At 65.0% G+C, this 17067-nt stretch carries 15 protein-coding genes; 9 read left to right on the top strand and 6 right to left on the bottom strand.

Annotation, left to right across the window (positions count from 1 at the left end):
- From HNQ71_RS20325 to HNQ71_RS20315, 3 genes are all read right to left on the bottom strand, one after another.
- Positions 1–1050: a PilN domain-containing protein gene (locus tag HNQ71_RS20325; RefSeq protein ID WP_184874452.1), complete on the bottom strand. Its 1050-nt coding sequence runs from the start codon at positions 1048–1050 to the stop codon at positions 1–3.
- Positions 1051–1211: 161 nt separating this feature from the next.
- Positions 1212–2378, bottom strand: coding sequence for an alpha-D-ribose 1-methylphosphonate 5-triphosphate diphosphatase (locus HNQ71_RS20320; protein ID WP_184874451.1), 1167 nt, complete (start codon positions 2376–2378; stop codon positions 1212–1214).
- Positions 2379–2400: 22 nt separating this feature from the next.
- On the bottom strand, positions 2401–2625 hold the full coding sequence (locus tag HNQ71_RS20315; protein ID WP_184874450.1) for a hypothetical protein: 225 nt from the start codon (positions 2623–2625) through the stop codon (positions 2401–2403).
- Between the two features lie 77 nt (positions 2626–2702).
- Here HNQ71_RS20315 and HNQ71_RS20310 point away from each other — a divergent pair, with 77 nt between their 5' ends.
- The 9 genes from HNQ71_RS20310 to HNQ71_RS20270 all read left to right on the top strand — a co-directional run bounded on the left by HNQ71_RS20310 (position 2703) and on the right by HNQ71_RS20270 (position 14120).
- Entirely contained in the window at positions 2703–3305 is a 603-nt protein-coding gene (locus HNQ71_RS20310) for an ANTAR domain-containing response regulator (RefSeq protein ID WP_184874449.1), read from the top strand.
- A gap of 2 nt (positions 3306–3307) precedes the next feature.
- Positions 3308–4546 (top strand): CmpA/NrtA family ABC transporter substrate-binding protein, encoded by a 1239-nt coding sequence (locus HNQ71_RS20305; RefSeq protein WP_184874855.1) that lies wholly within the window; start codon positions 3308–3310, stop codon positions 4544–4546.
- Positions 4547–4892: 346 nt separating this feature from the next.
- On the top strand, positions 4893–6221 hold the full coding sequence (locus HNQ71_RS20300; RefSeq protein ID WP_246461716.1) for a CmpA/NrtA family ABC transporter substrate-binding protein: 1329 nt from the start codon (positions 4893–4895) through the stop codon (positions 6219–6221).
- A 92-nt stretch (positions 6222–6313) separates the two neighbouring features.
- Entirely contained in the window at positions 6314–7210 is an 897-nt protein-coding gene (gene ntrB / locus HNQ71_RS20295) for a nitrate ABC transporter permease (protein WP_184874448.1), read from the top strand.
- A gap of 10 nt (positions 7211–7220) precedes the next feature.
- Positions 7221–8018 (top strand): ABC transporter ATP-binding protein, encoded by a 798-nt coding sequence (locus HNQ71_RS20290; RefSeq protein ID WP_184874447.1) that lies wholly within the window; start codon positions 7221–7223, stop codon positions 8016–8018.
- A 4-nt stretch (positions 8019–8022) separates the two neighbouring features.
- Positions 8023–10473 carry a nitrite reductase large subunit NirB gene (gene nirB / locus HNQ71_RS20285; RefSeq protein WP_184874446.1) on the top strand — a complete coding sequence of 817 codons (2451 nt, stop codon included), beginning with the start codon at positions 8023–8025 and terminating at the stop codon, positions 10471–10473.
- A gap of 66 nt (positions 10474–10539) precedes the next feature.
- A complete protein-coding gene (nirD, locus tag HNQ71_RS20280; protein ID WP_184874445.1) occupies positions 10540–10869 on the top strand; it encodes a nitrite reductase small subunit NirD in 330 nt (109 codons plus the stop codon).
- A 3-nt stretch (positions 10870–10872) separates the two neighbouring features.
- Entirely contained in the window at positions 10873–13701 is a 2829-nt protein-coding gene (locus tag HNQ71_RS20275; RefSeq protein WP_184874444.1) for a nitrate reductase, read from the top strand.
- 164 nt (positions 13702–13865) lie between these two features.
- Entirely contained in the window at positions 13866–14120 is a 255-nt protein-coding gene (locus HNQ71_RS20270) for a BrnA antitoxin family protein (protein WP_184874443.1), read from the top strand.
- Position 14121: 1 nt separating this feature from the next.
- Here HNQ71_RS20270 and HNQ71_RS20265 read toward each other — a convergent pair whose 3' ends face one another.
- From HNQ71_RS20265 to HNQ71_RS20255, 3 genes are read right to left on the bottom strand one after another with little or no spacing between them, the layout of a single operon-like run.
- Positions 14122–14481, bottom strand: a complete 360-nt coding sequence (locus HNQ71_RS20265) for a cupin domain-containing protein (RefSeq protein WP_184874442.1) — start codon at positions 14479–14481, stop codon at positions 14122–14124.
- 55 nt (positions 14482–14536) lie between these two features.
- On the bottom strand, positions 14537–15919 hold the full coding sequence (locus HNQ71_RS20260; RefSeq protein WP_184874441.1) for an NAD(P)/FAD-dependent oxidoreductase: 1383 nt from the start codon (positions 15917–15919) through the stop codon (positions 14537–14539).
- A gap of 29 nt (positions 15920–15948) precedes the next feature.
- Positions 15949–17067 carry an ABC transporter ATP-binding protein gene (locus HNQ71_RS20255; RefSeq protein WP_184874440.1) on the bottom strand — a complete coding sequence of 373 codons (1119 nt, stop codon included), beginning with the start codon at positions 17065–17067 and terminating at the stop codon, positions 15949–15951.

Here is a 17067-nt window from a genome sequence, read left to right as displayed (position 1 = left end):
TCAGAGCGCTCCGATCTTGGCCGAAATGGTGAAGTGTTCGCCGTCCTGGCCAGGAACCCTGACCACCGGCGAGGCGAATTCGGGGGCCGAAAACAGCGGCGAACCGTCGATCGGCTTGATCAGCTCGGCGGCGGAGGCGGAAAAGCCAGTGATGGTCAGGTCGTCGCCCTTGGCCGACAGATCGGTCAGCCAGGCCGAGTCGGGAAGCAGGTGCGTCAGTTCGGCCCAGACGCGCACCAGCGACGCGGTCTTTTTCTTTTCCGTGCGGATCTTTTCAATTTGCTCGATGCCGGTCTGGCGCTTCTGCAGCGCGGTGCGTGCCGCCTTGGCCAGCACCTGTGCATCGGCGATCTGCGCGTCCAGTTCCGCGCCGGCCTGCCAAGTGCGCCAATGCGCATGAGCGAAGGTGACCAGCACTGCCGCGGCCAGCATCGAACAGGCCGTCACCCAGACGGTCCTGGCGCGTCGGTCGCGCGCTGTCGGTGGCCAGATGGCGGCGAGGCTGAGCGGATCGGCTCGCAGCGTGCTCTCCGGCTGCGACAGTGACAGGCAGCGGACCGACCCGCCGGCCCGGCGGACCGTGTCAAGGACCGCAGCAAGCGTCTTCGCCTTGACGACATGGTAAAAGCAGTCCTGCCCGACCTGACTGGCGAAGACGACATGCACTTGCGCCGGGTCGATCGGCGTCGAGGCCAGAAGGTCGAGTTCGGCCATGTCGCGCGCCTGCCGAAGCGGCAGCCGCCGCGCCGCCAGTTGCCGGGTCAGGAACAGCCCGGGCTGGATCCGGATGTCGAAGCTCGGCCGCTTGCGCCGGGGCCCGCCCTGGAGAAGTGCCAAGATCTCGTCCGAGGACGCCGTCAGTGCCAACGGGATCGACTGGAACTCCGGCGCATTGGCCTCGCGGGCGCGGATGCCATCATCCGCCAGGCTGATGATCCAGTCGCTTGTGGAAGATTGCTTTTGTCCACGCGTTACCCGCGACCAGACGCCTCGCAGCTCATCGAGCCACCAGTCGAAAAAATCCATAACCTGCGCGTTGAGTGTCGCCACAATCAACCACCCGCCACCCCAGCTGATTCTCAGCCCGGGTTTTCAGGCTGAGACTACTACAATTGCTGGTGTGATGCGGATATTCGCGAAGGTGCGGAAGGGCGGTTGGCCACAGCTTTTGTTGTTTGTCACGGAGGACACACCAGTTGTTTGCCTCCCTTTCAGCGCCGACTTGGGCTCAGCGTACCGTCGCTGTAGATCATGCGGCCGGCGCGGAATGTTGCCCGGACGCGTGCGACCGGGTGGCGGTCGGCCACGACGAGATCGGCCAGCAGTCCCGTCTCGATGGCGCCTCGGTTGTCAAGACCCAATGCCTTAGCCGGATTGGTGCTGGTCAGCGCCGCCGCCGCCACAAGGCCACCGTCATCCAGCGCCGCCAGGCTAAGAACAGCCGGCAGGATCGAGGCCGGGTGGTAGTCACTGGCCAGCATGTCGAGCAGCCCGGCCTCGTAGGCCTTCCGGGCGGAAAGATTGCCGGAATAGGAATTGCCGCGCAGCGCATTGGGCGCGCCCATGACGGTGTGCATTCCGAGCCTGCGGGCTTCTTGCGCCGCCTCCAGGGTCACCGGGAATTCGCTGAGCGCGGCGCCCAGGCCATGGACGAATTCGACCTTCTCCAGCGTGTCGTCGTCATGCGAGGCGAGCACGATGCCGCGGGCACGGGCAAATGCCGACAGGTCCTGCAACGTGCTGAGGACGTCGCCATGTCCGTTTCGACCGGCGATGCGCTGGCCGACGATCTCGGACGCCTCGGCAACCGACATGCCGCGCTCCTTGGCGATGCGGGCGATGTAGAGTTCAACGTCGCGGTACTGCCCCTGTCCGGGCGTGTGGTCCATCAGCGAGATCAGGTGCAGCTTGCCGGCGTCCATCAGCCTTTGCAGCACGCCGATGGCCGCGGCGAAAGTCACCTCGAACCGGGCATGGATGCGATGATCGACCAACAGCTCGTCCTTCAGTCCGGCAATGGTCTCGATGATATCAGACGTATGCTCTTCCGAACGCAGCACGCCGCTGGTGACGCTGGCGCCGATGAAGGAGAGCGCGGCATAGGCCGTGGTCACGCCGCAGGAGGCCAGCTTCTTGTCGAGTTCGGCAATGCCGATCGTCATCGGCACATGCACGCCGAGGCGCGGCTCCACTTCCTTCTCGACCATGTCGCCATGCATGTCGATGAAACCGGGCAGCAGCAGGCGGCCTCCACCCACGATGTCGGCGTTCTCGACAGGCTCGTCGCGGACCTGTTCTATGCGGCCGTCTTCGATTTTGATGGCGCCATTGGCAATGACGCGGTCGCGCAGGACGATTTCGAATTCACTCAGCCACATCTCGTCTCTCTTTGGCGCTATCTCAGGTTTTCAGCATGATCTTCCCGGAAAACGGATTCACTTTCGGGATCATGCTGCAGGTCGGCGGGCTACTGGGTACAGGGGTGCTGTGGATCCTGGAAGACCCGGTCGACCCCTGTTCCACCACAAGCCCCTGCGCAGGCATAACCCGGTCGGCTATCGTTCTGATGACACCGAGATCATAGGAGGCCAGGATCACGGTGGTGGCGCGGTGCAGCTGGTTCATCGTGCCATGCGCAGGAATGTTGCGATCGCCGGGTTATCCCGCATTGCACAATTCCCTCGCTTGGTCACAATGCAGGCATGGTCCGAACCGCACTCGCCGTCCTGGTGATCGACGAAAACCGCATCCGCGCCGCGATCATCGAGGCGGGGTTGCGCGAGGCCGGCCATGAGCGGGTCACCGTTATCCATGACGTCACTGGCATTGCGCGACGGATCGCCGAGATCGAGCCCGATGTCATCGTCATCGACCTCGAAAACCCGAACCGCGACATGCTGGAAAACATGTTCCAGCTGTCGCGCGCGGTGAAGCGGCCGATCGCCATGTTCGTTGACCGCTCCGACCAGGCCTCGATCGAGGCGGCGGTCGATGCCGGCGTTTCGGCCTACGTCGTCGACGGCTTGCGGCAGGAGCGCGTCAAGCCGATCCTCGACATGGCGGTCAGCCGCTTCAACGCCTTTTCGCGCATGGCGTGCGAACTGGAAGAGGCGCGCAGCGAGCTCGAGAGCCGCAAGGTGATCGATCGCGCCAAGGGCATCCTGATGAAGTCGCGCGGCCTCAGCGAAGAGGCCGCCTACACGCTGCTGCGCAAGACGGCGATGAACCAGAACCGCAAGATCGGCGACATCGCCCAGAGCCTGGTGACTGCCGCCGGGCTGCTGGGACCGGCGGAGGACGAATGAGCATGGGCGCCGAGCATCAGATCACCGCAGGCTTCATGCCGCTGTTCGACAGCGCGGTGCTGGTCGCGGCCAGCGAGCTTGGCTTTGCCGCGCGCGAAGGCATCGACCTCACGCTGCACCGCGAGACGTCCTGGGCCAACATCCGCGACCGCATCGCCATCGGCCACTTCCATCTCGCGCATATGCTGGGACCGATGCCGCTCGCCTGCAATCTCGGGCTGACGCCGCTCGCTTCAGAAACCATCGTGCCGTTCTCGCTCGGTCTCGGCGGCAATTGCGTCACCATTTCCAATGCCGTCTGGGCCGGCATGGCAGCGCATGGCGCTGAGCCCGATCTCGATCCGGCGCGCGCCGGTGCCGCACTTGGCGCGCTCATCCGCGAGAGCGCCGCTGCCGGTCGCGATCCGCTGCGCTTCGCCGTCGTGCACCCGCATTCCGGGCACAATTACGAACTGCGCTACTGGCTCGCCGCCTGCGGCATCGATCCGACGCGCGAGATCGAGATCGTCATCGTGCCGCCGCCCTTCATGGCCGACGCGCTGGCCACCGGGCGGATCGACGGCTACTGCGTCGGCGAACCCTGGAACAGCGCCGCGGTGGCCGCCGGCACCGGCCACATCGTCACCGTCAAGGCACAGATATGGCGCAACAGCCCGGAGAAGGTGATCGGCGTGCGCAAAGTCTGGGCCGAGCAGTCCCCCGACGCCTTGGCGGCGCTGCTGCGCGCACTGCATCACTCGGCGCGCTGGTGCCAGGATCCGGCCAACCATGGCGAACTGGCCGCGGTGATGGCGCAGCCCGGCTTCCTCGGCCTGCCGCCGGCGGTCCAGATGCCGATCCTGACCGGCCACCTCCAATTGGGCGGCGGCGCGGCGCTGGATATCGACGACTTCTTCCTGCCCTTCGACAAGGCGGCGAACTTTCCGTGGAAGAGCCATGCGCTGTGGTTCTACACGCAAATGGTGCGCTGGGGGCATGTCGAACACACGCCTGGCAATCTCACTATTGCCCGCGACTGCTACCGTCCCGATCTCTACCGTTCGGCGCTGAAGCCGCTTGGCGTCGCGCTGCCCGGCGCTAATTCGAAAGTGGAAGGCGCGCTGCGGGTGGCCACCGCGGTGGGTGCGACAGGGGCCGGCCTGGTGCTCGGCCCCGATGGTTTCTTCGACGGCCAGATCTTCGATCCCGATGAGATCGAAGGCTACATAGCCGGCCAGAAATCGGCCCGCGCGCAACCCTGATCATTTTCGCGCCATTCTTGTGCGTTGCACAAAAATTGTGCGTGCGATTGCTCTAATGAACAATCTTTGGCCTGCTCGCCATATCGTCTGTTGCGCAGGCGGACGGCGCGTTTCATTGATTTCATTGTTATTTTTCCTTTTCGCCGAAACTGGCATGGTTCATGCTTTGAAATAACCAGGCCCCGTTGGGGTCACGGAACAGGCGTCCAATGGCGGGCGCCACAGGCAAAGCTGCCGCTCAGGTCAAGACGCGATCCGGATTTCCGGACGCGAAGGCCTGGCCGGCGGCTTTTTTGTTTTTGGGCCAACAATCGACGGCGCGGACCGCGTTCAACCGGAGACGACGATGAAGAAGACGATGAAGACATGGATCGGGACGGGAACATCGCCCAGGGATTTGACACGGCGCGATTTTCTGGTCAGCAGTGCGATGACGGCGGGCCTTTTCATGGCTGCCCGCAAGCTCTTCCCCTCCGGCGCCTATGCGGCCACGACCTCGCCGGAAGTCACCGGCGCCAAGCTCGGCTTCATAGCGCTGACCGATGCCGCACCGCTGATGATCGCCAAGGAGAAGGGTTTTTTCGAGAAGTTCGGCATGCCGGATGTCGAGGTGCTCAAGCAGGCATCCTGGGGCGCGACGCGCGACAATCTGATGCTCGGCGGCGCGGCCAACGGCATCGACGGCGCCCATATCCTGACGCCGCTGCCCTACCTGATGCACACCGGCAAGGTGACACAGAACAACCAGCCGATGCCGATGGCGATCGTGGCGCGGCTCAACTACGACTGCCAGGGCATTTCGGTCGCCCAGGAATATGCCGGTACCGGTGTCGGCCTCGACGCCTCGAAGCTGAAGGACGCCTTCGCCGCCAAGAAGGCGGCCGGCAAGGACATCAAGGCCGCCATGACCTTCCCGGGCGGCACCCATGATTTGTGGCTGCGCTACTGGCTCGCCGCCGGCGGCATCGATCCCGACAAGGACGTCTCGACCATCGTCGTGCCGCCGCCGCAGATGGTGGCCAACATGAAGGTCGGCAACATGGACGTGTTCTGCGTCGGCGAGCCGTGGAACGAGCAGCTCGTCCACCAGGGCGTCGGCTTCACCGCCGCCACGACGGGCGAATTGTGGAAGGGCCATCCGGAAAAGGCGCTCGGCCTGCGCGCCGAATTCATCGACAAATACCCGAACGCCACCAAGGCGATCCTGATGGCCGTCATGGAAGCCCAGCAATGGTGCGAGGCCAAGGAGAACAAGGATGAGATGGCCGCCATCATCGGCAAGCGGCAATGGATGAACGTGCCTGTCGCCGACATCATCGGCCGCCTCAAGGGGGACATCAACTACGGCAATGGCCGCGTCGCCGCCGGCACCGATCTCTACATGAAGTTCTGGAAGGGCGGCGTGTCCTATCCGTTCAAGAGCCATGACTCGTGGTTCCTTGCCGAGAACATCCGCTGGGGCAAGTTCGCGCCGACCACCGACATCAAGGCGCTGGTCGATCAAGTCAACCGCGAGGACCTGTGGCGCGAGGCGGCCAAGGACCTTGGCGTCGCGGCAGCCGACATTCCGGCATCCTCGTCGCGCGGTGTCGAGACCTTCTTCGACGGCAAGATCTTCGATCCGGCCAGCCCGTCCGCCTATCTCGACAGCCTGAAGATCAAGGCCTCGGCATAGCCGGCGCAAGCGGCGCTCGCGCCGCTTGTCGCCACCGCGCAACGGCGCCTTGCGCCGTTGTCGCAGATCCCGACCAAGGAGTTTTCCCAGACATGTCGATCCAGACAATCGAGGACACCACAGTGAAGGCGTTCCCCGCGCCGGCCAAGCCGGCGGAGGTCATCGCCTTCACCGCCAAGGCGCGGCGCCGCTTCGATCCGATCGTGATCGCCGGCAAACTGGCCAGCGCGCTGGTGCCGCCGGCCATCGTCATCGCCCTCATGCTGGTCGTCTGGCAGATCGCCTGCTCGTCGCCGACCGCCAGCCTGCCGCCGCCGAGCCAGGTGTGGAACGAGGCTTACGACCTGATCGCGCATCCGTTCTTCAACAATGGCCCGCAGGATATCGGGCTTGCCTGGCGGGTGCTGATCTCGCTGCAGCGGGTCGCCATCGGCTTTGGCCTGGCGGCGATCGTCGGCGTGGCGCTCGGCGCGCTGGTCGGTCAGTCGATCTGGGCGATGCGCGGCCTTGATCCGGTGTTCCAGATCCTGCGCACCGTGCCGCCGCTGGCCTGGCTGCCGCTGTCGCTGGCCGCGTTCCGCGATTCCAGCCCATCGGCGCTGTTCGTCATCTTCATCACCTCGATCTGGCCGATCATCATCAACACCGCCGTCGGCGTGCGCAACATCCCCGAGGACTATCGCAACGTCGCGCGCATCCTGCGGCTGAACCAGTTCGAGTTCTTCGTGAAGATCATGGTGCCGGCCGCCGCGCCCTACATCTTCACCGGCTTGAGGATCGGCATTGGCCTGTCCTGGCTCGCCATCGTCGCCGCCGAAATGCTGACCGGCGGCGTCGGCATCGGCTTCTTCATCTGGGATGCGTGGAACTCGTCGCGGCTGCCCGACATCATCGTCGCGCTCGCCTATATCGGCGTCACCGGCTTCTGCCTTGACCGCCTGGTCGCAGCGGTCGGCGCCTTCGTCACCCGCGGCACAACGGCAAAGTGAGGACAGCGCCATGACGGCCTATCTGAAGCTCGACCATATCGACAAATCCTTTGCCCGCGGCAATCAGGTCAGCGAGGTGCTGAAGGACATAAGGCTGACCATCGACAAAGGCGAATTCGTCTCGATCATCGGCCATTCCGGCTGCGGCAAGTCGACCTTGCTCAATTTGATCGCCGGGCTGACCACAGTGTCCGCAGGCGCCGTGCTGCTCGAGGACAAGGAGGTCGACAGCCCCGGACCGGAACGCGCCGTGGTGTTCCAGAACCACAGCCTGCTGCCGTGGCTGACCGTCTACGAAAACATCAACCTGGCGGTATCGAAAGTCTTCGGCCGTTCGAAGAGCAAGGCCGAGCGGCATGACTGGATCATGCGCAATCTCGACCTCGTGCAGATGGCGCACGCCAGGGACAAGCGCCCGGCGGAAATCTCGGGCGGGATGAAGCAGCGCGTGGGCATCGCCCGGGCGCTGGCCATGGAGCCGAAGATCCTGCTGCTCGACGAGCCGTTCGGCGCGCTCGATGCGCTGACGCGCGCCCATCTGCAGGACGCGGTGATGGACATCCATTCGCGGCTCGGCTCGACGACGATCATGATCACCCATGATGTCGACGAGGCGGTGCTGCTCTCCGACCGCATCGTCATGATGACCAATGGTCCGGCGGCGACCATCGGCGAGGTGCTTGCGGTGCCGCTGGCGCGCCCACGCCGGCGCATCGAGCTCGCCTCCGACCGGACCTTCCTGCGCTGTCGCGAGGCGGTGCTGAAGTTCCTCTACGAACGCCACCGCTTCGTCGAAGCCGCGGAGTAGCATCATGAGCGAAAAACTCGTCATCATCGGCAACGGCATGGCCCCCGGACGCATGCTGGAGCACCTGCTGGAACAGGCGCCGGGCCGCTACACGGTCACCATCTTCAACGCCGAGCCGCGGGTCAATTACGACCGCATCATGCTGTCGCCCGTTCTGTCGGGCGAGAAGGCCTATGAGGAAATCATCATCCATGGCGATGGCTGGTACATCGCCAACAACATCACCCTCTATAAGGGCCACAAGATCATCGCCATCGACCGGACGGCGAAGACCGTCACCTCCGATCACGGCGTAACCGAGCCCTATGACAAGCTCGTCATCGCCACCGGCTCGGTGCCGTTCATCATCCCGGTGCCCGGACATGATCTGCCGGGCGTGCTGACCTATCGCGACCTCGACGACGTGCAGGCGATGATGCTCGCCGCGCAGTCGCGGGCCAAGGCGGTGGTCATCGGCGGCGGCCTGCTCGGACTGGAGGCAGCGGCCGGGCTGAACGCACAAGGCATGGACGTCACCGTGCTGCATGTCATGCCGACATTGATGGAGCGCCAGCTCGATCCGGCCGCCGGCTATCTCCTGCAGCGCGCCGTCGAGCAACGCGGCATCAAGGTCATCACCAAGGCCAACACAAAGGCGATCACGGGCAACGGCAAGGTCGGACAGGTGGAACTCGCCGATGGCACCGTCATTCCGGCGACGCTGGTGGTCATGGCGGTCGGCATCAGGCCGAATTCGGCGCTGGCGAAAGAGGCCGGCATTGCCGTCAATCGCGGCATCGTCGTCGACGCCGGCATGCGCAGCAACGATCCCGACATCTACGCGCTTGGCGAATGCGCCGAGGTCAACGGCCAGGTCTACGGGCTGGTCGCACCGCTCTACGAGATGGCGCGCGTTACCGCCCAACAACTGGCCGGCAACGAGAAGGCGGCCTTCGTCCACATGGACACGCCGACCAAGCTCAAGGTCACCGGCATCGACCTGTTCTCGCTCGGCGACTTCGCCGAGGGCGAAGACCGCCAGGAGATCGTGCTGCGCGACGCGGCCGCCGGAGTCTACAAGCGCCTGGTGTTGAAGGACGATCGCATCATCGGCACGGTGCTCTACGGCGAGACGGCCGACGGCGCTTGGTTCAACGACCTCAAGAAGAAGCAGACCGACATTTCGCCAATGCGCGACACGCTCATATTCGGCCAATCCTACCAGGGGGGTGCCCCTCTGGACCCTATGGCGGCCGTTGCAGCCTTGCCGGATGATGCGGAAATCTGCGGCTGCAACGGCGTTTGCAAGGGCAAGATCACGGGCGCGATCACGGCCAAGGGGTTGACCTCGCTCGACGATGTGCGTGCTCACACCAAGGCGTCGGCCTCTTGCGGCTCCTGCACCGGGCTGGTCGAAAAGCTGATGGTGCTGACCATCGGCGACAAATACAACCCGGCCGCCGTACAGCCGATGTGCGGCTGCACCACGCTCGGCCATGACGAGGTGCGCCGGCTGATCATGGCCAAGCGCCTGAAGACCATTCCGGCCGTCATGCAGGAGCTGGAATGGACGACCTCCTGCGGCTGCGCAAAATGCCGGCCGGCGCTCAACTACTATCTCGTTTGCGACTGGCCGGACGACTATGCCGACGACTACCAGTCGCGCTTCATCAACGAGCGCGTCCACGCCAACATCCAGAAGGACGGCACCTATTCGGTGGTGCCGCGCATGTGGGGCGGCGTCACCAATGCAACCGAACTGCGCGCCATCGCCGATGTCGTAGACAAGTTCGAGATCCCGATGGTGAAGGTCACCGGCGGCCAGCGTATCGACATGCTCGGCATCCGCAAGGAAGACTTGCCGGCGGTGTGGGCCGATCTCGGCCAGGCCGGCTTCGTCTCCGGCCACGCCTATGCCAAGGGCCTGCGCACCGTAAAGACCTGCGTCGGCTCGGACTGGTGCCGCTTCGGCACGCAGGATTCGACCGGCCTTGGCATCCGCATCGAGAAATTCATGTGGGGGTCGTGGACCCCGGCCAAGGTCAAGATGGCGGTGTCGGGTTGCCCAAGGAACTGCGCCGAGGCGACCTGCAAGGATGTTGGTGTGATCTGCGTCGACAGTGGCTACGAGATCCACTTCGCCGGTGCGGCCGGCCTCGACATCAAGGGCACCGAAGTGCTCGGCCTGGTCAGGACCGAGGACGAGGCGCTGGAGCATATCGTGGCGCTGACGCAGATGTACCGCGAGCAGGGCCGCTATCTCGAGCGCATCTACAAATGGGCCAAGCGCATCGGGATCCCCGAAATCAAGCGCCAGATCATGGACGACGATGCCAAGCGCAAGGCCTATTTCGACCGCTTCGTCTTCAGCCAGAAATTCGCCCAGGTCGACCCGTGGTCGGAACGCGTTTCCGGCAAGGACAAGCACGAATTCCGGCCGATGGCCTCGGTCGGGTTTGCGCAGGCGGCGGAGTAGGCGCGTGTTCCCGAAAAGTGGAAACCGGTTTTCGCTCAAGAACACGCGCAAACAGGGATGAAACAAATGAACTGGGTATCAATAGGCTCCCTGTCGGACATCCCCCGCCGTGGCGCGCGTTGCGTCGACACGCCGGAAGGCAAGGTCGCTGTCTTTCGCACCGCCGACGATCAGGTCTACGCCATCGACGACCATTGCCCACACAAGGGCGGGCCGCTGAGCCAAGGCATCGTGCATGGCACGGCGGTGACCTGTCCCTTGCACAATTGGGTGATTTCGCTGGAGACGGGCAAGGCGCTCGGCGCCGACGAGGGCGCGGTGCGCACCATTCCGGTGCGGGTCGAGGGCGAGCGTCTGTTCATTGCGCTGGAAGCGCTGGCCAGCCGCGCGGCCTGAACCATGGAGATTGAGGCAGCGCGCGAGGTGAGGACCACTTGCCCCTATTGCGGGGTGGGCTGCGGCGTGCTGGCGAAGGTCGCCGCGGACGGGCAAGTGTCCGTCCGCGGCGACCCCGACCATCCGGCGAATTTCGGCCGGCTCTGCTCCAAGGGCTCGGCACTGGCCGAGACCATCGACCTCGACGGCAGGCTGCTTTATCCCGAAATCCATGGCCGCCGCGCCGGCTGGGACGAGGCGCTCGACCTCGTCGCCTCGACCTTCTCGCAAACCATCGCCGAGCACGGTCGCGATGCCGTCGCCTTCTACGTCTCCGGCCAGCTCCTCACCGAGGATTATTACGTCGCCAACAAGCTGATGAAGGGTTTTGTCGGCTCGGCCAACATCGACACCAATTCGCGCCTGTGCATGGCCTCTTCGGTCGCCGGCCACCGCCGCGCCTTCGGCTCCGACACCGTGCCAGGAAATTATGAGGATCTGGAGCTTGCCGACCTCATCGTGCTGGTCGGCTCGAATCTGGCCTGGTGCCATCCCGTGCTCTACCGGCGCATCGCCGCGGCTCGGGAAAAGCGGCCGGAGATGAAGATCGTGCTGGTCGATCCGCGCCGCACCATGACATCAGACATCGCCGACATGCACCTGGTGATCGCGCCCGATGGCGATGTCGCTCTGTTCACCGGGCTGCTCGCCTATCTCGGCCAGCACAACGCGCTGGACCGCGCCTATATCACAGCGCACACCACCGGTTTCGGGCAAGCGCTTTTCGCGGCATCGGCGCTCGATCTTGCCGCCGTCGCTGCCGCCACTGGCCTCAGCGAGGACGAGCTTGACCGCTTCTACAGTCTGTTCGCCGCGACCTCTAAGACCGTGACGGTCTACAGCCAGGGGGTGAACCAGTCGTCGTCGGGCACCGACAAGGTCAACGCCATCATCAACTGCCATCTCGCCACCGGCCGGATCGGCTCACCGGGGGCAGGGCCGTTTTCGGTGACCGGCCAGCCCAACGCCATGGGCGGCCGCGAAGTCGGCGGCATGGCCAATATGCTCGCCGCCCACATGGAGATCGAGAATCCCGAACATCGCGACCGCGTGCAGCGCTTCTGGACGGCGCCGGCCATTGCCGAAAGGCCCGGCCTGAAGGCGGTCGAGATGTTCCAGGCGGTGGCCGACGGGCGTATCAAGGCGCTGTGGATCATGGCCACCAACCCCGTCGATTCGATGCCGGATGCCGATGCCGTCGAAGCGGCGATCAAGGCTTGCCCGTTCGTCGTGGTGTCGGACGTGCTGGCCAGGACCGACACGGTCCGCCATGCCCATGTCCGGCTGCCAGCCGCCGCCTGGGGCGAGAAGGACGGCACCGTCACCAATTCCGAGCGCCGCATCTCACGCCAGCGCGCGTTTCTGGACCTGCCCGGCGAAGCGCGGCCCGACTGGCAGATCGTCGCCGAAGTCGGCAAGCGTATGGGCTTTGCCGAGGCATTTTCCTATGCGTCGCCATCGGAGGTGTTTGCGGAACACGCCGCGCTGTCGGGGTTCGAGAATGATGGCGCGCGGGATTTCGATATTGGTGCGTATGCCGGTGTCGATGGGGAGGGGTATGAGAGGTTGGCGCCGTTCCAGTGGCCGACGCCGAGCCCAGCCACCCCCCTCTGGCCTGCCGGCCATCTCCCCCTCAAGGGGGGAGATCAGCTGTCACCGCCGCTTTCGCCAATTGCTAACGTCGCAGAACAAGCGCCATCAGCGAAACTGCCAATCTCCCCCCTTGAGGGGGAGATGGCCGGCAGGCCAGAGGGGGGTGGCTGGGCTCAACCCATCCGCTTCTTCGCCGACGGCAATTTCTACACACCCGACCGCAAGGCGCGCTTCATCGCCATCCGTCCCGCCGTCGAGACCCGCACCAGCCAGGACTATCCGCTGATCCTCAATACTGGCCGAATCCGCGACCACTGGCACACCATGACGCGGACCGGCAAAAGCCCGCGGCTGTCCCAGCACATTGCCGAGCCTTTCGTCGAAATCCACCCGGCGGATGCGCAGCGCTTCGGTATCGGCGACGCCGATATCGCGCGCGTTTCCAGCCCGCGCGGCGACGTGCTGGTGCGCGCGCTGGTGACGGCACGCCAGCGCCAGGGCAGCCTGTTTGCACCGATGCACTGGACGGATCAGTTCGCCGCAAAGGGCCGGCTCGACGCCCTGACCGCGCCGCTGACCGATCCGGTGTCCGGCCAGCCGGCGCTAAAGCATGTCGCCGCCCGCATCGAGAAATTCGCCGCGAAAGCCTTCGGCTTCGCGGTGATGCGGCAGAGGCCGGCGCCGGATACCGCGACCTACTGGGCCGCGGCCAAATGCAAGGGGGGCTGGCGGGTCGAACTCGCCTTTGCCGATGACGACATCGACTGGGCCGGCTTCGCAGTGGCCTTGTTCGGCACGCCGCCGGGCGCCGAAATCCTCGCCTATCACGACCGCGATGCCGGCCAGCATCGCATCGCCGCTTTCGACGGCGATCACTTGGCCGGCGCCCTGTTCGTAGCGCCAGGTCCGGTCGCGGTGTCGCGCGGCTGGGCGGCGGATCAATTGAACGCCGATCATGTCGATCGGCGCGCCAGGCTGGCGATCGTGGCCGGGCGGCCGGGCGGGGTCGACGTCGATCGCGGGGCCATCGTCTGCTCCTGCTTCGGCGTCGGCGCCAACCAGATCGCGCAAGCGGTGCGAGGCGGCTGCGCCAGCGTCGAGGCGATCGGGGCAGCCATGCATGCCGGCACGAATTGCGGCTCTTGCCGTGCCGAGATCAGGATCATCGTCGACGCACAAATTCTTCAAGCCGCCGAGTGACCGGCGCCAGCGTGTGCCGCGAAAGTCGCTGGCCGGTTGGGGTTAAGGATCGAAGACAGGGTCCCGGCCAAATGGGCCTGCGCATTGGCGCCAGTTGGGCTAAGGTGGCGCAAACGTGCAGCCTCATCGGCGAGCATGAGTCGTCTTCCAGTCAGGGTCACCCAATGGCAAATCCCCCGCGCCGACCGACAAATCCGATGACGGCGGCCGAAGCCGCCTTCAAGCCAGTCAAGAAGCCGGTTGCTCCGCATCGCGAGCCCTCGGCCGCTCCGGGTGTCAGGGAGCTCGTTTCGATCAGGATCGATCGAGCGGTGCTGGACCATTTTCAGGCCGATGGCCCCGGCTGGCAGGACCGGATCAACGACACCTTGCGGCAGGCGATAGAAGGCAAGCCGACCGGCACTGGGAGCGACGACTAGCTCACGCCGCTTCGAAGTGCAGGATGTAGAGCTTGCGCGTCGCTTCGTGGATCGTCCATTCGCCCTTCCAGCCTTTCGGCAGCACCAGCATTTCGCCGGCACGAACCTCCTTGCTGCGGCCATCTGGACCATGCAGCGAGACCCGGCCCGACACGATGTGGCAGGTTTCGGAATTGGTGTCGCGCGAGGCGGTGAAGCGGCCGGGCGTGCATGCCCAGACGCCAACTTCGAGCGTCCCGTCCGGCGAGGTCCACAGCGTCCTCGACGCTTCGAGTTGATTACCGCTGATCGAGGTCGGCTTGGGCTCGGGCTCGCCGAGGTCGATTGCAGCGAGATGGGCGAAGGTCTGGAAGTCGGTCATGGCGGTCTCCGGGCAGGCACTGAAATTTTCAACTCGATATGCAACGTCGCAGGGCTCAATGCCCGGTGATGCGGTCGGCGATGGCTGCCAGTTTCGACGTGTGCTGGAGGCCGGCTTCCTCACGCTCGTCGGCAATGCGGTAGAGCTGATACATCGAGTGGACGCCAAGCCAGCGCATCGGCTCGGGCTCCCATTTGCTGACCTGGCGGTTGACCCAGGGCAGGCGGGTCAGCTCGGTGTCGCGGCGCAGGATGAGGTCGCGCAGCGTCCGGCCCGAAAGGTTGGAGCTCGACACGCCGAGGCCGACATAGCCGCCGGCCCAGCCGATGCCGGTCTCAAGGTCGAGGCCGGCCGTCGTGCACCAATCGCGCGGCACGCCAAGCACGCCGCACCAGGCGTGGTCGATGCGAAGTTTGCTGGTCTGCGGCAGAAGGCGGGTGAGGATCGCGTGCAGGCTTTCGATGGTCGCCTGCTGGGTTTGGCCGCGCACGTCCGTCTGCGACCCGTAGCGGTAGGGCACGCCGCGCCCGCCCATGGTGATGCGGCCTTCGCGGGTGCGCTGGGCATAGCAATAGGCGTGCGCTGCGTCGCCCAGGAGCTCGTGGCCGTCCCAGCCGATCTCGTCCCACAGCGATTGCGGCAGCGGCTCGGTGATGATTTGAGCGCTGTTGAGCGGCAGCCAGAGCCGCTCATTGCCTGGTATGCCGGCCGTGAACCCTTCCGTGGCGCGGATGATGATGGGCGCGCGCACCGTGCCACGATCGGTGGTGACCTTGCCCTTCTCGATGCCGGTCACAATTGTCTGTTCGTAGATCGGCACGCCAAGGCGTTCGACGGCTTCGGACAGTCCACGCACCAGCTTGGCCGGCTGGACGCGCGCGGTGCCGTGGTGGACATAACCGCCAAGCACATTCCTGATGTTGATGCGGGCCTTGGCCTCTGCCTCGCCGATCAGGCTTACACGCTCCCGCGGGACGCTCCAGCCGACCGCATCCGCATAGGCCGCCTTGATCCGCTCCAGTTGCGGCGGGTTGGTCGCAACCGTCAGATTGTCGACGCGGCGGATGTCGGCATCGATGCCTTCGGCCTCGGTCACCGCGATCACTTCGTCGACCGTGCCGTGCATGGCGGTCTCCATGTCGATGACGGCGCCGCGCGTCGATGTCTGCAGGTATTTCTCGCGTGACCAGCTGAAGCCGCCGGACAGCCAGCCGCCATTGCGGCCGGACGCGCCGAAGCCGGCGAATTCCCTTTCCACCATGGCGATGCGGATCGAAGGATCGGCCTTCTTCAGATAGTAGGCCGTCCAAAGGCCAGTGTAGCCCGCGCCGACAATGCAGACATCGGCTTCGAGGTCGCCCGGAAGCGGCGCGCGATAGGCTGGCAGGCCGATGTCGGCATACCAGAACGAGATGTTGCCGTTGACTTTGGCGTCCATGTCTAAAAATCCTGCGGGGGAAAGAGCGATCAGGTCATCGTCATGTCGGCGCGGTCGTCGTCGGCAAGAAGTTTTGCATCGACGACCGACCAGCGCAGATCGACCCTGTCGCCAATCGAGAAAGGCGTGGCCTCCAGCGTCGCGCGCACGATGGCGACCGAGCCATCGCCGAGCGTCACCTGGTATTTCGAACCCGAGCCCAGATAGATCGCTTCGCTGACGTGGCCGGTGAGGCTGTTCTGCCCGGCGGCGGGAGGCGTGTTGGTTCTGGCAAGCGAAAGCTTTTCCGGCCGCAGCAGCACCACCGGCTTCTGGCCGCTGGCGAGCTTGCCGCCGGCAACGACCTTCTGACCGGCGATGGTCAGGCTGGTTTCGCCGCCCGACGTCTGGGCATCACCACGCAAACTGGTCGATTCCCCGATGAACTTCGCCACGAACAATGTCGCCGGTTCGTCGTAGAGCTGACGCCCGGTTCCGACCTGTTCGATGCGTCCCTGGTTGAACACGGCGATGCGATCGGAGAGCACCAGCGCCTCTTCCTGATCGTGCGTCACATAGACGAAGGTGGTGCCGAGCTCGCGGTGGATGCGCTTGATTTCCAGCTGCAGCCATTCGCGAAGTTTCTTGTCAAGGGCGCCGAGCGGCTCATCCATCAAAAGCAGCGGCGGATCGAAGACGATGGCGCGCGCCAGCGCCACGCGCTGCTGCTGGCCGCCGGAAAGCTCGGCCGGATAACGATGCGCGAAGTCGGCCATCTTGACCATGTCCAGGGCGCGCGCGACATGGCGGTCGCGCGCTTGCTTGTCCATGCCGCGCAGGGCGAGCGGATAGGCGACGTTCTTGCCGACGGTCATGTGCGGAAACAGTGCGTAGTGCTGGAAGACGACGCCGATGTTGCGCTTGTGCGCCGGCAGCGCGACGATGCTTTTGCCGCCGACGGCGAGGTCGCCCGAGGTCAGGTCGGTAAAGCCGGCCACGACGTTGAGCGTGGTGGTCTTGCCCGAGCCGCTGGGGCCGAGCAGCGTCATGAATTCGCCCGGCTCGATGTGAAGGCTGACGTCGTCGAGCGCGGTGAATTTGCCGTAACGCTTGGTTGCGGCCTTGATGTCGATGGCCGCGCCACGTTCTTTGCTGTTGGACGCAGCCAT

It is taken from the genome of Mesorhizobium sangaii (genome assembly GCF_014207355.1).
Lineage (GTDB): Bacteria > Pseudomonadota > Alphaproteobacteria > Rhizobiales > Rhizobiaceae > Mesorhizobium > Mesorhizobium sangaii.
The sequence above is the reverse complement of the archived record's forward strand: the minus strand, read 5'-3'. Positions and strand labels throughout refer to the sequence as shown.

Coding starts and splice junctions, on each gene's coding strand:
- HNQ71_RS20320 (WP_184874451.1), bottom strand. CDS start 2,378: ATGTGGCTGAGTGAATTCGAAATCGTCCTGCGCGACCGCGTCATTGCC.
- HNQ71_RS20270 (WP_184874443.1), top strand. CDS start 13,866: ATGGCAAATCCCCCGCGCCGACCGACAAATCCGATGACGGCGGCCGAA.
- HNQ71_RS20260 (WP_184874441.1), bottom strand. CDS start 15,919: ATGGACGCCAAAGTCAACGGCAACATCTCGTTCTGGTATGCCGACATC.
- HNQ71_RS20255 (WP_184874440.1), bottom strand. CDS start 17,067: ATGGCTGCGTCCAACAGCAAAGAACGTGGCGCGGCCATCGACATCAAG.
- ntrB (WP_184874448.1), top strand. CDS start 6,314: ATGTCGATCCAGACAATCGAGGACACCACAGTGAAGGCGTTCCCCGCG.
- HNQ71_RS20310 (WP_184874449.1), top strand. CDS start 2,703: ATGGTCCGAACCGCACTCGCCGTCCTGGTGATCGACGAAAACCGCATC.
- HNQ71_RS20275 (WP_184874444.1), top strand. CDS start 10,873: ATGGAGATTGAGGCAGCGCGCGAGGTGAGGACCACTTGCCCCTATTGC.
- nirD (WP_184874445.1), top strand. CDS start 10,540: ATGAACTGGGTATCAATAGGCTCCCTGTCGGACATCCCCCGCCGTGGC.
- HNQ71_RS20290 (WP_184874447.1), top strand. CDS start 7,221: ATGACGGCCTATCTGAAGCTCGACCATATCGACAAATCCTTTGCCCGC.
- HNQ71_RS20315 (WP_184874450.1), bottom strand. CDS start 2,625: ATGAACCAGCTGCACCGCGCCACCACCGTGATCCTGGCCTCCTATGAT.
- HNQ71_RS20265 (WP_184874442.1), bottom strand. CDS start 14,481: ATGACCGACTTCCAGACCTTCGCCCATCTCGCTGCAATCGACCTCGGC.
- HNQ71_RS20305 (WP_184874855.1), top strand. CDS start 3,308: ATGGGCGCCGAGCATCAGATCACCGCAGGCTTCATGCCGCTGTTCGAC.
- nirB (WP_184874446.1), top strand. CDS start 8,023: ATGAGCGAAAAACTCGTCATCATCGGCAACGGCATGGCCCCCGGACGC.
- HNQ71_RS20300 (WP_246461716.1), top strand. CDS start 4,893: ATGAAGAAGACGATGAAGACATGGATCGGGACGGGAACATCGCCCAGG.